This is a genomic window from Prosthecobacter fluviatilis (assembly GCF_055388355.1).
Map to the genome: position 1 here is coordinate 3,882,452 of NZ_AP043782.1, position 14,097 is coordinate 3,896,548.

General features: G+C 63.6%; 14 protein-coding genes. 7 read left to right on the forward strand and 7 right to left on the reverse strand.

The features are described 5' to 3' along the window. Positions 1-118: 118 nt before the first annotated feature. The 5 genes from ACZ5WW_RS15085 to msrA all read right to left on the reverse strand — a co-directional run bounded on the left by ACZ5WW_RS15085 (position 119) and on the right by msrA (position 4,956). Positions 119-670, reverse strand: a complete 552-nt coding sequence (locus ACZ5WW_RS15085) for a GDYXXLXY domain-containing protein (RefSeq protein WP_377171649.1) — start codon at positions 668-670, stop codon at positions 119-121. Beyond that, a complete protein-coding gene (locus tag ACZ5WW_RS15090; RefSeq protein WP_377171651.1) occupies positions 667-2,004 on the reverse strand; it encodes a DUF2157 domain-containing protein in 1,338 nt (445 codons plus the stop codon). Before ACZ5WW_RS15090 ends, ACZ5WW_RS15085 begins: the two co-directional genes overlap by 4 nt. Before the next feature lie 89 nt (positions 2,005-2,093). Beyond that, positions 2,094-3,113: a GumC domain-containing protein gene (locus ACZ5WW_RS15095; RefSeq protein ID WP_377171653.1), complete on the reverse strand. Its 1,020-nt coding sequence runs from the start codon at positions 3,111-3,113 to the stop codon at positions 2,094-2,096. Further along, on the reverse strand, positions 3,110-4,114 hold the full coding sequence (locus tag ACZ5WW_RS15100) for a GumC domain-containing protein (protein WP_377171655.1): 1,005 nt from the start codon (positions 4,112-4,114) through the stop codon (positions 3,110-3,112). The genes ACZ5WW_RS15095 and ACZ5WW_RS15100 overlap by 4 nt, the downstream gene beginning before the upstream one ends. Positions 4,115-4,287: 173 nt before the next feature. Beyond that, the gene (gene msrA, locus ACZ5WW_RS15105; protein ID WP_377171657.1) at positions 4,288-4,956 is read right to left on the reverse strand and encodes a peptide-methionine (S)-S-oxide reductase MsrA; all 669 of its coding nucleotides are present in this window, start codon (positions 4,954-4,956) and stop codon (positions 4,288-4,290) included. Positions 4,957-5,188: 232 nt separating this feature from the next. Between msrA and ACZ5WW_RS15110 the strand changes: the two genes are divergently transcribed. The 5 genes from ACZ5WW_RS15110 to ACZ5WW_RS15130 all read left to right on the forward strand — a co-directional run bounded on the left by ACZ5WW_RS15110 (position 5,189) and on the right by ACZ5WW_RS15130 (position 8,991). Then, positions 5,189-5,569, forward strand: a complete 381-nt coding sequence (locus ACZ5WW_RS15110) for a globin domain-containing protein (RefSeq protein WP_377171659.1) — start codon at positions 5,189-5,191, stop codon at positions 5,567-5,569. Between the two features lie 45 nt (positions 5,570-5,614). Continuing rightward, positions 5,615-6,043 carry a c-type cytochrome domain-containing protein gene (locus ACZ5WW_RS15115; RefSeq protein ID WP_377171661.1) on the forward strand — a complete coding sequence of 143 codons (429 nt, stop codon included), beginning with the start codon at positions 5,615-5,617 and terminating at the stop codon, positions 6,041-6,043. A 99-nt stretch (positions 6,044-6,142) separates the two neighbouring features. Further along, the gene (locus ACZ5WW_RS15120; protein ID WP_377171663.1) at positions 6,143-7,081 is read left to right on the forward strand and encodes a 2-hydroxyacid dehydrogenase; all 939 of its coding nucleotides are present in this window, start codon (positions 6,143-6,145) and stop codon (positions 7,079-7,081) included. Positions 7,082-7,152: 71 nt separating this feature from the next. Next, complete coding sequence (locus tag ACZ5WW_RS15125) at positions 7,153-7,743, forward strand: hypothetical protein (protein WP_377171665.1); 591 nt, start codon at positions 7,153-7,155, stop codon at positions 7,741-7,743. 312 nt (positions 7,744-8,055) lie between these two features. After that, positions 8,056-8,991, forward strand: coding sequence for an IS110 family RNA-guided transposase (locus ACZ5WW_RS15130; RefSeq protein ID WP_377172271.1), 936 nt, complete (start codon positions 8,056-8,058; stop codon positions 8,989-8,991). Between the two features lie 169 nt (positions 8,992-9,160). Here ACZ5WW_RS15130 and waaF read toward each other — a convergent pair whose 3' ends face one another. Continuing rightward, entirely contained in the window at positions 9,161-11,128 is a 1,968-nt protein-coding gene (gene waaF, locus ACZ5WW_RS15135) for a lipopolysaccharide heptosyltransferase II (protein ID WP_377171668.1), read from the reverse strand. A gap of 79 nt (positions 11,129-11,207) precedes the next feature. Between waaF and ACZ5WW_RS15140 the strand changes: the two genes are divergently transcribed. Continuing rightward, positions 11,208-12,545 (forward strand): sulfatase-like hydrolase/transferase, encoded by a 1,338-nt coding sequence (locus ACZ5WW_RS15140; protein WP_377171670.1) that lies wholly within the window; start codon positions 11,208-11,210, stop codon positions 12,543-12,545. A gap of 228 nt (positions 12,546-12,773) precedes the next feature. On the opposite strand, the gene ACZ5WW_RS15145 is transcribed toward ACZ5WW_RS15140, so the two are convergent. Beyond that, positions 12,774-13,412 carry a response regulator gene (locus ACZ5WW_RS15145; protein WP_377171672.1) on the reverse strand — a complete coding sequence of 213 codons (639 nt, stop codon included), beginning with the start codon at positions 13,410-13,412 and terminating at the stop codon, positions 12,774-12,776. Positions 13,413-13,624: 212 nt separating this feature from the next. Between ACZ5WW_RS15145 and ACZ5WW_RS15150 the strand changes: the two genes are divergently transcribed. Further along, positions 13,625-14,074 (forward strand): ExbD/TolR family protein, encoded by a 450-nt coding sequence (locus ACZ5WW_RS15150; RefSeq protein WP_377171674.1) that lies wholly within the window; start codon positions 13,625-13,627, stop codon positions 14,072-14,074. Positions 14,075-14,097: the final 23 nt, after the last annotated feature.

Sequence of the window (14,097 nt, forward strand, 5' to 3'; positions counted from 1 at the left end):
AGCACGCGGCGGCGGGATGCAAGTGACGATGTGGTGGCGGGGAAAACGCGTGGAGCTGGGTATGCGAATGCAGGGGAGGCAGCGGGAGCGCTGATCGACGTCAGGAGTGACCATCATACTACTTCACCCGTTCCTTGAGGATCTCGCGGAAGGGCTTGCCGTCGAGGCTCAGGTCTGCGAGCACGGCGCGGCCGTTGTACACGCGCACCTCGGCGGTGATGCCTTTGGCGGTGCGGATGTTTTCGGAGAACCATTTGTCGGCTTCAGGGGCGAGCTTTTCGTTGATGTAAAAGCGATCAAAGGGCCAGTCGAAGGACACTTTGTCGTTATACACATAGCGGGCTTTGACGCGGATGAAGTCACCGCTGGCAGGCGGCGTCAGAGAGAGGCCGGAGAGGGTGGCCAGACCATCTGCCCCGCTGGTGAGCTGCACATACACCTGCATGCCTTTCTCCACTTTGACACCCGCAGGCACGGTGACCTCCTGCAAATCCGGGCGCACGGCCAGGTAGCGCCCGCGCAGAGGATCGTAGGGATCGGGCGCCTGGCACATGAGCCTGATGAGCGTGCCTTTGGCCAGCACCTGCTCGTGCGTCCAGATCTGGGACAGAGGCGCCGCCCACTGCGCCAGCGCAGCGATGGCAAAGAGGATGAGGGGAAGCGTTTTCATGCGGGGAGAGACGTGGAGGCTTTCTGTTTGAGCAGGCGGCCCATGAGGATGTTGAAGCCCAGGAAGGCGATGCCGACGCCGATGAAGGCCACTCCTTTGGTCAGCAGTGAGAGGTCGCTGTCCGCCATGCGGGCGATGATGAGCACGGAGAGCAACGTGGCGCCGAGACGCGGCGCGCCTTTTTTCCCGGCAAACTCCAGCACGATGAGCGTGATGCCGATGGCCGCCAGATGCAGCAGCGCCAGCCAGGAGAGCAGCGTGCCGTCTGACCGGACATCAGGACGATGGAGCGGGATCATGAGCAGGGGCAGCAGGGAAATCGAAGCGATGGCCAGCACCGCCCAGCGCCGGCGCAGGAAGGCCAGAACGACAAACACGGCCAGCACGGTCAGCAGGCCCCAGCACCAGGGCAGACGCAGGGCATAGGGCACACCCCGCAGGATGTCACCGCTGGCATCCCGGAAAGTCGCGGCCACGCCATAGCCCAGCAGCCAGAGACCGCCCAGCAGCACCTGCGGCTTGCGGCGGGTGGGCTCGTCGAGGCAGTTTTGACTGAGCGGCAGGAGGGTCAGCGCCGCTGCGGTGAGCGTCCAGAGCCAGAAGAAGGAGTCCTCGTAGTAGCCGTAATGCTCCTGGCTGCGGTCGCAGGCAAAAACCTCCGCGCTGCACAGGCCGAAGATGGCGCTGAGCGTCATGACCCAGCGCACGGAGAGGGAAAGGGTGCCAGGGTTTTTCCAGCCGGGCCACCAGGGCAGCAGGCCCAGCAGCAGCAGCGGGTAGAGCAGGGGACTGTCATACCACGGCCTGCCATGCTCCACCTGGTTCACGCTCCACACCGCGATGCCGATGAGGTAAAAGATGGCCACCGAGCCGGAGCGCAGCACCCAGACGAGCGGCAGGCTGAGCAGCAGCCACCAGAAGAGGAAGTCCGGCCACTCGCCGCCGAGATTGTAGATCTGCGAGACGAGCGCGATGCACGCGCCCGTGGCCAGCGCCTGGAGCAGCCCCGCCGTCTCCCGCACCCAGGGCGCGGTGGCCTCACCACGCTGCAAAGCCCGGAAGCTGAAGAGCTGCGCGAGCAGCAGCGGCCCAAAGGCAAACATGAGCCGCACCGGGCGTGTGAAGTCGTCCCAGTTGAACCCGATGATTGCAATGAGGCCGCTGCCGATGAGCAGGGCCCCGAGCGCGCCCATGACGATCTGCGCCGCGCCGGGCTGGGAGTCGTCCACGGCATGGCGGTCGCGCAGGGTGCGCGCCGCATCGGGGGTGAGAAGACCTTCACGCTCCCACTGCGGGAGCTGTTCGAGGAGCCAGCGTTGATGATTGTTGCTCATGGCAGGAAACGGACTGCAGCCACCCTGCGTGAAACAACGGGCCGGTGCGAATTGATTTGCTCAATGGATGGATTGATTGATTGACCGGATCAGATGGCCTCCGGGATCCGGGATGGCCTGGGAGCGCGCACGAGGATGAGGCTGAGCAGCAGCCCGGTGAAGCCAAACAGCAGGCCGCCTGCAAGGGCCACGGCAGCGGCGGGCATGACCCAGTCTTCCACTTGCTCAAAGGCAGGCGTGGCACGCTCCTGGACGGCGACGTAGTCGGCGCTGGTGTTGAAAATGGCCTGGATGTTCTCAACCACGCTGAAGAGCTTTTCGTAGGCGAGCTTGCTGGTTTCGGCCTGCTGCTGGAGGGTGCGCAGTTCGGCGAGGTCAGGCTCCCAGCGTGCGAGGTCTTTTTCGATCTCGCCGATGCCTGCCTCGGTGGTCGAGAGCTCGGTCTGCCACCCTGCACGGCCGGCGTCGCCATCCTTCAAAGCCTTGATCTTGAGGCGGAGGTCGTCGCGCTGGTTGCGCAGGGCGCTGAGGCGTGCCACGAGCCGCTCGATGTCCGACTTCACGCTGAGCGTGTCCACCTTCGCACGCGCTTTCTCGAGCCTGGCCAGGGTGTCTTCCATGGCCTTCTGCTTGGTCACCACCTCCTGCAAAAACTGCTGCAGCACCTTGCCCTGCGACTGCTCGCGGATGGACTGCCGGAAGGCGATGAACTCATCGAGCAGGGCATCGAGAAAGAGGCGCGTGTACTTGGGCTCCGCGCCGGTGGCCATGATCGTGATGATGGCGCTGCCCGGGGTCTGCACAGCGCGGGTGCCGACGTCGCACTCCGCCACGTCGGGGTTCAGGGCCCGCACGCGTTCCATGGCGCGGCGCTTCATCTCGGCGCTTTCCAAGGTCTCCCTGATGGTGCCGTAAAAGTCCTGCTGCACCTCCTTCCATTGCGGGCCGCCACTGCTGAGATTCCCGCCCGCCACGACCTTGGCCAGCGAACAAAACACCGACGGCCTGTCCAGGGCAAACTTGATCTGCCGCCGGAACCCCAGGTAGGCCCCCACCAGCATGAAGGCCAAAACGATGACGATACGGAGTATGATGCGGACGATGCTCATGATTCAAGGGGGGCGGTTTTAGAAGGGCGCCAGGAGGCGATGCATGCGGCGATGAGCCCGGCCACGCCGCCCAGGGCACCCCCGAAGAAGCCGCCGGCGAAAACCGGGAGCGTGGGGCTGAAGAGGGTCATGCTTGCGGCGGTGGCGCGTTCCTGGATGGCCACCGGGCCCGTCTCCAGGGCAAACTGCTTCTGCAGGGCTTCGACTTCGGCAAGCTTGGTCTCATAGCGTTTCACCACCGCAGTGCGCAACTCCTCAAAACCCTGAAGCTCCTGCAGTGCCGTGCCGAGTCGTTTGGCATGCTCTTCCTGGCTGGAGATTTCCTGCTCCACGGCTTTGAGCGCCTGCGTGGTGCGCAGCTCGGGCTCCGCCGCAGCGCTCTTCCGGCTCTGGGCACGCAGATCGTCGCGCTCGTCGCGGAGCTTGATGAGCCTGGCGGTGAGCCGTTCGAGTTCGGCCGGCCCCTCGGCTGCAGGCACGGCAGCCCGGGCGCGGGCACGCCCGACAACCGCCTCCTCCATGCTTTTTTGCAGGGCGACCACTTCCTCCAGGCTGACCTGCAGCACCCGGCCCTGCCTTGCCTCTCGCACAGACTGCAGGGAGGAGAGGTATTCATCCAGCAGGGCGTCGAGAAAGACACGGGTGTATTTCGCCTCATCTCCCGTGGCGAGGACGCTGATGATTCCCGAGCCCGGCTTCCTCGCCGCGCGAATATCCACGTCCTGTTCCTTCAGGTCGCGGTTCAGGATGCGCACACGTTCCAGCGCACGTCTTTTCATTTCCGCCGACTCCAGCGTTTCGATGCAGGTGCCGTAAAAGTCCGCACTGACCGCCTGGCCCCCGTCCTTTGCACCCTGGTCCCAGGTGACGACCAGCCTTGCGAGCGAGCGAAATTCCGGCCGGATGTCCTGCGGCTGGCGTGCCTGCCAGCGGACCCCCAGAAAGACGCCGCCGAGGAACCCGCAGGCAAGGATGATCCAAAACAGAAGATTAAACCTCATGGGCAGTAGTTGTCCCGATCTCTCCCGAATAACAGACCGGTGGCAAGATAAATCCGAAGCCTAGGCTTTGAGCGCAGGTTTCCTAGCCCCGTTCAAACACGCCACCCGGGCTGCGACGAAAAAAGCCCAGACCTCACGGCCTGGGCTTCGCGGAAATGCGGTGCGGGGCGCGGTTACTTCGCCTCGGGCTTGATCTTGCCCTTCTCCTCGAGCTTGTGCTTGAACTTCTCGGTCTTGGGGGTGACGACGGCGCGCACGTAGCCCTGGTTCGGATTGAGAGCCTTGAAGTTCTGGTGGTAGTCCTCGGCGGGGTAAAACTTCTTCAGCGGGGCGATCTCGGTGGCGATGGGGTCCTTCCACTTCTTCTGCACCTCAGCCTTGGAGGCCTCGGCGATCTTGTGCTGCTCCTCGGTGGTGTAGTAGATGGCGGAGCGGTACTGGGTGCCGTAGTCGTTGCCCTGGTAGGCGGTGCCCTTGGGCAGGAACTTGCCGTGATAGACGCCGTCCTCCTTGGTCACGCTGGTGGGGTCGTGCGCGTCCCAGAAGAGGTCGATGATCTCCTTGTAGGTGACGACGGCGGGGTCAAACTCGATCTTGATGACTTCGGCGTGGCCGGTGTCTCCGGTGCAGACGTCTTCATAGGTCGGATTTTCCGTTTTGCCGCCGGCATAGCCGCTGACGACGTTTTTGACGCCTTTGACGAGGAGGTACTGCGCCTCCACGCACCAGAAGCAGCCGCCACCGATGACGGCGGTTTCAGTTTTGGGGGCATCTGCGGCTGTGGCGTGCGGGGCGAGGGAGGCCATGAGAAAGGTGGTGAGGAGGGCGAGGGCGGTTTTCATGGAACTGATACGAACGGGGGTGGGACGGTGAGTCAATGATCCGTGTCATGAGAGGCGAAACTTTCGGCAGAATTCCTGAAAAGCTCGGAATGGGCGGCCGGGAAGGAGGAAAGAGCCGGAAAAAGGCGGGCACGCAAGAATGACCCGATGGCAGACAAAAGAGGCGGCTGATTTTCCAGCCTGCGCTTTTTTGTTCTCTTTCGCTTTTTTCGGCTGTCTCTACTCTGCCTGCATGGATGAACTCTCGACCCTCTGCGCCCGTGTGGGCGAAACGAAGCTGCGCGACATGGTGACGGCATTTTACCGGCGTGTACGTGTGGATGACCTCATCGGCGTGATGTACCCGCCGGACGACTGGGAGAATGCGGAGAAGCGGCTGGCGGACTTCATCGTGTACCGCTTTGGCGGGCCGCAGACCTACATCGAGGAGCGCGGGCACCCGCGCCTGCGCGGCCGGCACATGCCTTTCCCCATCGGCGAGGCGGAGCGCGACCGCTGGATGAAGCTCATGACGGAGGCGATGCAGGAGGTGGCGGTGCCTGCCGCCGAGGGGCAGACCATCGGCCTGTTCTTTGCCCAGGTGGCGGATATGATGCGGAACCGCGAAGGCTGAAGCATCTGCGTGTGATGCGAAAACCCCAAACTCAGTCATCCTCCCATGAAACGCTTTCTTTTCCCCACAGTGACGCTCGCGCTCATGCTCCCTGCCTGCGGAGTGCTGGATCTCGCGCGCCGGAACCGCGAGAAAGTGAGCTTTGAGCACCAGGTGAAACCCATCCTGGAGACGAGCTGCCTGGAGTGCCACCAGCCGCGCTACCTGACCGGCGGGCTGAACCTGGAGACGAAGGCGGCGGCGATGAAGGGCGGGCGCAGCGGGCCGGTGATCGTGCCGGGCTCCCCGCACAAGAGCCTGCTCTACCGCGTACTGCTGCTGGGGCACGAGAGCCCCGTGGCCATGCCACCCACCCCCGAGCGGCTGGAGCGGGAATACGAGCAGATCATACACGACTGGATCCTGCAGGGGGCCGACTGGCCAGAGGGTGTGCGTCTGGTGCCGCCGCAGGAGTGGAAGAAGCCGCACGCGTGAAGGTGGGAGCCGGATTTCTGACGGCGAATATTCCAGGCCTGTGTTATTCGTGAAAATTCTCGGATATTCGCATTCTTCCGCGTTTAAACCTCCCGCCTCATGGACAAGACCCCCGCTCTCATTCTCGCCCCTCTGCCAGACTTCCTCATGCAGCCGCTGCTGGCGGCGCATGTGTGCCATGACTACTTTCATGCGCAGGACAAGGCGGGGCTGCTGGCGCAGGTGGGGCCGGAGATCCGCGCCATCGTGATGGCCGGCGGCAGCGTGGCCCCGGTGGCGCTGCTGGAGCAGCTGCCCAAGCTGGAAATCATGAGCGTGTTTGGCGTGGGCTATGACGGCGTGCCGGTGGACTGGTGCAAGGCGCACGGCATCCGCGTGACGAACACGCCGGACGTGCTGACGGAGGATGTGGCGGACACGGCCAGCGCGCTGGTGCTGATGACTAGCCGCAGGCTGGTCGCGGCGAATCGTTTCCTGCATGCCGGCTCCTGGCTGAAGGGGGCCTTTCCGCTGGCGCATGCGCTGCATGGCAAGCGGGCGGGCATCGTGGGCCTGGGGCGCATCGGCAAGGCGATCGCGCGCCGGCTGGAGGCACACGGGATGCAGATCTACTACCACGGCCGCACGCGGCAGGAGGTGGGCTGGGAGTATGCAGACTCGCTGGTCGCGCTGGCACAGGCGGCAGATTTCCTGGTGGTGGCCTGCCCGGGTGGCGCGGCGACGAAGCACCTCATCAATGCCGAGGTGCTGGCGGCGCTGGGCGCGAAGGGGACGCTGATCAACATCGCGCGCGGGTCGGTGGTGGACGAGGCGGCGCTGATCACGGCGCTGCAAAACGGCACGATCCGCGGCGCCGGGCTGGACGTCTTTGAAAACGAGCCTCAGGTGCCTGAGGCTCTGATGCAGTGCGAAAACGCGGTGCTCCTGCCACACCTGGGCAGCGGCACGCATGAGACGCGCGCCGAGATGGCCCGGCTGGTGGTGGAAAATCTGGCGGCGCATTTCAGCGGCGCGGCACTGCTGACGCCGGTGTGCTGAGGCTGCCACTGCCGGAGGTTTTGGCCGATTGCCTGCTTGCCCTTCCAGATTGAGCCACTATTAAAATCTCCATGGGCAAAATCATTCTCGGAGCAGTTCTCGCCGCCATCGCCGTTTTCGCCTGGGAGGCGGTTTCGTGGACAGCCCTCGGCTGGCATCAAAACGGATTCCGTGCCTTCCGGGATGAGTCCAAGGTGGCGGAAGTGATCAAGGCCAACGCGACCTCCGGCCATGGCATCTACCTGCTGCCAGACATGGGCGAGGCGCCAAAGATCGCCACCGCCGAGGAGAAGAAAGCCTTTGAGGCCAAGCAGCGGCAGGCGGTCAAGGACGGCCCCTATGTGTATGCCATCGTGCGTCCGGGCAGGGCGGATGTGAGCATGGGGATGAACCTGACTCTGAGCTTCATCCGCAGCCTGGTGTGCTCCTTTTTGATCGCGGCGCTGCTGTCCCAGACGGCGCTGTTTTATCCGGCGCGCATCGCGTTTGTGGCGGCGGCGGGCTTGTTTGCCGGACTGGCGGCGGACATGCCGATGTGGATCTGGTTTGAAAATCCCGTGCGTGACACGGTGGTGAACATCGCGGATCACCTGATCACTTGGGTCATCGGCGGTGCGGTGCTGGGCATCTTTGTGGGCAAGGACCCGGTGGCGGAACGCTGAGGCAGTTGCTCTTCTGAAGTACGACGGGCACTCCTTGTATGATGGGGTTGTTCTGCAATCGTGATTGCGGCTAAGCTGGCCGCAGTCTGGATGCTGCGGCAGGCTGGCCCTTTACACCAACCTGCCGCAGAGCGTTCCGGGGAGCCTGCGGGCACTCAAGGCCCTTGGAGGCCGTCGGACAGCAAAGCACCCGGGACGCCAGAACAGACGGTAACTCGAACAGTTGAAAGAGCCTCCGCTTGACCTTGGTCCCGTGGAGAAGCTCGCATTGGCAAGGAAGAGTCCTCATAACCATCCATCCCATCCATCGTCATGAATGATGTCCATCCCCCGTCCGTTGTCTACGTCGGCGTTGATGTCAGCGCCAAGCATCTCGATCTCGCCGGACTATCCCGGCTCAAGCAGGTGCCTAACACTCCAGCAGGCCACCAGCGGCTGCTGCACAGCCTCCCTGCCAACGCCCACGTCATCGTAGAGGCCAGCGGTGCCTGCGAGCATGCGCTGTGGATCACTCTGCTCAAAGCCGCCGTGAAAGTCAGCCGTGTCAATCCCGCCAAGGTGCGCCACTACGCACGGGCCAATGGTCGCCTGGCCAAGACTGACGCATTGGATGCGCAGCTGCTGGTTCTCTTTGGCCAGGGGCTCTCACCGCAGCCTGACGTGCTGCCTTCGGAACAGATGCTGGAGCTGCAAAGCCTTGTCAGCCGCCGCGAACAGCTTGTCGCCGTGCATGCCACCCAGCAGGTCCAGCACCAGCAGCTGCAAAATGATGCGCTCAAAACTCAGGCCAGGCAGCTCATGGACTTCATGGAGCAGCAGATCAAGGCACTGGAAAAGAACATGGCCGTCCTGGTGAACTCAGCGGAACTGCGGGAGCGGTCTCAGCGCATGCAGCAGCTGCCCGGGGTCGGCACGGTCACCAGCGCCACCTTGCTGGCCTTGATGCCGGAACTCGGCCTGCACAGCGACGCTCGCATCTGCGCTCTGGCAGGCCTTGCACCGCATCCCTATGACAGCGGTCCGATGAAGGGCCAGCGCCACATCCAGGGTGGTCGCTGGAGAGTCAGGCGCGTGCTCTACATGACGGCCATCTGCTCCCTGAGCCACAACCCCATCCTCAAAGAACACTACAAACGTCTACGTCAACGCGGCAAACCTGCGAAGGTCGCCATCACAGCTCTCATGCGCAAAATCCTCTGCGTGCTCAACAAACTCCTCACCCAACCCAACTTCACACTTGCGTCGTAACACAGTTGCTGCCTGTCGGCGAGCGCCCCCACAATCTCCCAGGCTCACCCAACTCCTGCAAACCGAGCGTCGCATGCATCATGCCTGCCGGAGAGCGACACGAAAAGCCAGCTGCAAGTTGCGCGTGTTGGCGCAGCACTGATCGACGGGCCGGAGTGCCCGTCGTATTTCAAGCCAACCCGCACGCCTTCAGCACGGCCTGCGCCACCTCCTCCTGCGAGACCTTCGTCATGCAGTTGTAGTGGCCAAAGGGGCACTCGCGCTCAAAGCAGGGGCTGCATGGGACCTTGTGCTGGATGACGGTGTGGCGCTCGCCAAGAGGGCCGGTCTCGATGGGGCAGGTGGAGCCGAAGATGCTGACGGTGGGGATGCCGAGCGCTGCGGCCAGATGCATGGTGCCGGTGTCATTGGTGAGCAGGAGCTGGCACTGGCGCAGGCGGGCGATGAGCTCGGAGAGGCGCGTTTTTCCCACGAGGTTTTCATGCGGAGCCTGGAGCATGGCGGAGAGCTTTTCGCCCATCTCCTTCTCTCCCGGCGCGCCAAAGAGCTCCCAGCGGAACTGCGGGTGCTGCGCGGAGATCTGGTTCACCACGGCGGCAAAGCGCTCGAGCGGCCAGCGTTTGGCAGGGCCGTACTCGGCCCCGGCGCACACGCCCACGCGGAGGGTACCGTCTGCGGAGGCGGGCGGCGCACCGGCGTCCCACAGGCCGGGCTGGCTGATGTCTGCGCCGATGCCTTGGGCGATGCGCAGGTAGCGGTGCGCATGGTGCTCCTTGCTGCCTTTGGCCGGGCCGCCCTTGATGATCTGATTGAGCAGCTTGGAGCGCAGCGAGCCTTTCACCCCCACGCGGCGCGGGATGCCGGCAAGCCAGATCTCCAGCGTGCTGCGGGTGGAGTTGGTGCAAAAGACAGCGGCGTCAAACTTCACGCCGGTGGCCTTGATGCGCTTTGCCACGGCAAAGAGCCCTTCTTTCGCGGGCTTGCCGATGTAGCGGGAGACCTCGGGCATGGAGAGCCAGAGCTCCTCCAGCTTGTCCGGGCCGAGCACGGTGATCTTGAGGTCCGGCCGGCCGCGCTTGATGGCACGCACCATGGGGAAGGCCATGCAGGCATCGCCGAGCCAGTTGGGGCTGCGGATGAGCAGCTCAAAGGGCTGGAGGCGGTCCATGTCGTAGCCAGCGGGGAAGGCCACGCCACGACGGCTGTCGGCGAGGAGAAAGTGCGGCTTGGGCGTCTTCCAGCGGTTGTGCACCCAGAACCAGGCCTCCGGCTGCGCGCGGATGAGGCCCTCCACGGCGGCATTGATGGCCAGCGTCAGGCTGTCGGCGTCGGTCTTGCCGTCGGCGGCTTTCACCTCCGGTGCGCAGACGAGCCGCCAGCGTGCGGGACCGTCGTTGTACACCATCATGGGCAGCACCATGGCCCCGGTGCGCTTGGCCATGAGGGCGGCGATGGTGGTGGTGGAGGCCAGGCGGTCAAAGAAAGGGCACCACAGGCCGTGGTCTCCCGCATGCTGGTCCACCAGCACGCCAATCTGCCCGCCCTCGCGCATGAACTTCATGGGTCCGGTGAATCCGGCCTGCCGGTCAAAGAGCTCGTAGCCCAGCTTTTTGCGGCGGCGCAGCACCAGGGCGTTGAGCCAGGGATTACGCAGCGGCTGGTAGATTGCGCCTGCCTTGTGCCCGCGCACAAACATAGCCGGCACCTGGGTGAGGATCTCCCAGCAGCTGGCGTGCAGCACCAGGTTCATGAGCGGGCGTTCGTTGTCGTCAAAGGCGTCCTGGGCGCGCTGGGTGCCCTCGGAGCGCACACGTTTGCAGATCTCCGCCTCGGTCATGAGCGGCAGCTTGAAGCCGCAGAGCATGTTGGCAAAGAGGCTCTTGAAGTGCTCGTAAGACAGGCGGCGCAGCTCGGCGCAGCTCTTCTCGCGGCCAAAGGCGATGTGCAGATTGTGCTGCGCCAGACGGCGGTACTTTCCGGCCAGGCAATACGTCACCGCCCCCAGCGCACGGCCCACATACCACACGGCGGTGATGGGCAGCACCCACAGCATGCACTCGATGCACCGGAACAGCGCGTAAACCAGCCACTGCACGGTGCGCTTTGACAAACTGGCGGAATCTTTGGCGCGGCCCATGCGGCTCCTTATGCCTCAGCGCTTCCGGGCACGCAACCGTTCATGCTAGATGCGCGGGCACTGCATCGTTTGGCGCTGGATGCACCGCTTTTTTCTCCTGCTTCTGACCTGCTGCCCGCTGCTGCAGGCCGCCGCTGCTGCCAAGCCGAACATCGTCTTCATCATGGCCGACGATCTTGGCTGGGCGGATGTGGCCTTTCATGGTGGCAATGCACCCACGCCGGTGCTGGACAGGCTGGCCAAGGAGGGCCTGGAGCTGACGCACCACTACTCCGCCCCGGTGTGCAGCCCCACACGCACGGGACTGATGACGGGCCGCTGCTGGAGCCGCTTTGGCGTGACCACGCCGCAGAGCGAACGGGCGCTGCCGTGGGATACGGTGACGCTGCCGCACGCGCTGAAGTCTGCAGGCTATGAAACCTGCCTCACGGGCAAGTGGCACCTCGGCTCCAAGCCCGCGTGGGGGCCGAATCATTTTGGCTTTGACCACAGCTACGGCTCGCTGGGCGGCGGCGTGGGGCCGTGGGATCACCATTACAAGAAGGGCGAATTCACCGAGACGTGGCACCGCGATGAAAAGCTGCTCCAGGAGCCCGGTCATGTGACGGACCTGATCGCGGACGAAGCCTGCGCCTGGCTGGCGGTGCGGAAGCAGGACGCGCCGTTTTTCCTCTACGTGCCGCTGACGGCGGTGCATCTGCCGGTGAAGGAGCCGGCGGAGTGGCTGGCCAAGGTGCCCGCGGGCATCACCGGAGCGGTGGCGCGTGAGTATGCCGCGTGCATCATGCACATGGATGCGGCGGTGGGCCGGATCGTGCAAGCACTGGAAAAGAACGGCCAGCGCGGCAGCACGCTGCTCGTCTTTACCAGCGACAACGGCGGCAGCACCGCCGAAAACAACGGCCAGGCCTACCCGCCGGATGGCTATGCCACCGGCCCGCTGCCGGGAAACAACCTCCCCCTGCGCAATGAAAAGGGGAGCGTCTATGAAGGCGGCACACGCGTGCCCTGCCTGCTGAACTGGCCCGGCACACTCAAACCCGGCACGCATGATGCGCCGGTGCAGATCATCGACTGGATGCCCACCTTCTGCGCCCTGGCGGGCTTCAAGCAGGAGAAGGACCTGAAGTGGGACGGCGTGAACCTCTGGCCGCAGCTGGCCGAGGGCGCGCCACCACCGCCACGCACGTTCTACACCGCCGGGCCGAATTTTAAGTCACGCGCCCTGCGCTGCGACCCTTGGAAGCTCGTGGTGCATGACTCTGCGGGGAAAGAGAAATGCGAGCTCTATGACATCCTCGCTGATCCGAATGAAACCAAGGATGTGGCCGCGCAGCAGCCGGACGCACTGGCGACGATGAAGGAGCGGCTGAGAGTCATGGCGCGGGCGGACCGCGATGCGGTGGCGAAGGACTGAGCGTGTTTTCTGAAAGTAGGCTGGGTGTGTTTGGCGGATGATGATTTCTCCATCACCCAGACGCTGCTTCGCCAAACCGCCCGACTCTGGGAGCGTTCGCAGGCTGCAATGCGTTGCCACACGCTGAGGGACGGGCGGGCTGTCGCCACACCCATCCTACGTCAGAGTATAAAAAAACGGGCGGTGTTTGCACATCGCCCGTTGGCAAGATTGTTGTTGTGAAAAATCCTATTTCTCGACCCAGCGGACAGCTTCCATGAGCAGTTCACGAGCGGAGGCAAGGCCGAGCTTCTGACGGATGTTCGCCTTGTGGGCGTCCACGGTCTTGGCGCTGAGGGCCAGCTTTTCGGCGATGCTGTGGGAGTCGAAGCCACGGCCCACCATCTCGAAGATTTCGAGCTGGCGGTCGCTGAGCATGCGGGCGGGCTCGCCACGGGAGCCGCCACGAGGGCCGCCGCCGGAGACGATGCTGCCAAGCAGCGAGGCGCTGAAGAAGAAGGAACCTGCAGCCACCTGACGCAGGCCCTGCAGCACGCGGGTGCTCGGCTCGCCCTTCATCACGTAGCCCATGGCTCCGGCACGCAGGCAGCGCTCCGCGTACACGTTTTCGTCGTGCATGGAGTACACGAGGATCTGCATGGTCGGATGGCTGGCGCGCAGCTTTTTGATGAGGTCCACACCGCTGCGGTCCTTCAGGGTGATGTCGAGAACGACAACGTCGGGTTTGAGTTTGGCGATTTGCTGCAGCGCGGTGTTTGCATCTTCTGCGCTGCCAATGACCTGCATGTCTTCCTGCTGGTCGATCAGTTTCTTAAGCCCTTCGATAACGATGGGATGGTCGTCGAGTATATAGATTTTGCTTTTCACGGTGAGACTAGAAGACTCATTTTCAAAAGAATGTCAAGCCTACGTTCTTAAGAAAGCTTTAGCAGGCCACGCACTGCATTGCCTTTCAATGGGTGAGAGCATGGTGATTTACCCCAAAAACACCCCGCCAAGCCCCCCTAAAAAGCTTGTTCCTTCATCCTAGCGGCCCACCCCAAGATTCCCCGGTGACAAACGTCATGCCCTCACACGCCATGAAAAATCGCATTCACTCCGACGATGCCACGATGGGTTTTCAGATCGCTCCCATGATCGATGTGGTCTTCGTCATCATGCTGTTCTTCATGGTGATGACGGGCAGTGTGAAGGTGGAGCGCGAGCTTCGCAGCCGGCTGCCCAATCCGGGCGACGCTGCGCAGAGCGTGGCGTTTCCCGCCGAGGAGATCACCCTGGGCATCTTCGAAGACGGCAGCGTGACGATGAACGAGGAGTTTTTTGACACCGCCAAAGACAAAGACCTGCCGCTGCTCACGCGCACGCTGCGCCGGGCCTCTGAGTCTTCCGCAAGGCAGAAGCAGCAGGTGCTGGTGACGATCCAGGCCGAAGAACAGGCGAGCTATGAGCGCATCATGGATCTGCTCAATTCGCTGAACAAAGCGGGGATCCAGAACGTGACCTTCACCGTGGGTGGCGGGCCGTTTTGATCTCCAGCAGACAGGCTGCCGCC

Excerpts from the sequence above, each read along its gene's own strand:
- ACZ5WW_RS15090 (WP_377171651.1), bottom strand. The coding sequence starts at position 2,004 with ATGAGCAACAATCATCAACGCTGGCTCCTCGAACAGCTCCCGCAGTGG.
- ACZ5WW_RS15115 (WP_377171661.1), top strand. The coding sequence starts at position 5,615 with ATGAAACGCTTTCTTTTCCCCACAGTGACGCTCGCGCTCATGCTCCCT.
- ACZ5WW_RS15150 (WP_377171674.1), top strand. The coding sequence starts at position 13,625 with ATGAAAAATCGCATTCACTCCGACGATGCCACGATGGGTTTTCAGATC.
- ACZ5WW_RS15095 (WP_377171653.1), bottom strand. The coding sequence starts at position 3,113 with ATGAGCATCGTCCGCATCATACTCCGTATCGTCATCGTTTTGGCCTTC.
- ACZ5WW_RS15130 (WP_377172271.1), top strand. The coding sequence starts at position 8,056 with ATGAATGATGTCCATCCCCCGTCCGTTGTCTACGTCGGCGTTGATGTC.
- waaF (WP_377171668.1), bottom strand. The coding sequence starts at position 11,128 with ATGGGCCGCGCCAAAGATTCCGCCAGTTTGTCAAAGCGCACCGTGCAG.
- ACZ5WW_RS15100 (WP_377171655.1), bottom strand. The coding sequence starts at position 4,114 with ATGAGGTTTAATCTTCTGTTTTGGATCATCCTTGCCTGCGGGTTCCTC.
- ACZ5WW_RS15140 (WP_377171670.1), top strand. The coding sequence starts at position 11,208 with ATGCACCGCTTTTTTCTCCTGCTTCTGACCTGCTGCCCGCTGCTGCAG.
- ACZ5WW_RS15120 (WP_377171663.1), top strand. The coding sequence starts at position 6,143 with ATGGACAAGACCCCCGCTCTCATTCTCGCCCCTCTGCCAGACTTCCTC.
- ACZ5WW_RS15085 (WP_377171649.1), bottom strand. The coding sequence starts at position 670 with ATGAAAACGCTTCCCCTCATCCTCTTTGCCATCGCTGCGCTGGCGCAG.
- ACZ5WW_RS15110 (WP_377171659.1), top strand. The coding sequence starts at position 5,189 with ATGGATGAACTCTCGACCCTCTGCGCCCGTGTGGGCGAAACGAAGCTG.
- ACZ5WW_RS15125 (WP_377171665.1), top strand. The coding sequence starts at position 7,153 with ATGGGCAAAATCATTCTCGGAGCAGTTCTCGCCGCCATCGCCGTTTTC.
- msrA (WP_377171657.1), bottom strand. The coding sequence starts at position 4,956 with ATGAAAACCGCCCTCGCCCTCCTCACCACCTTTCTCATGGCCTCCCTC.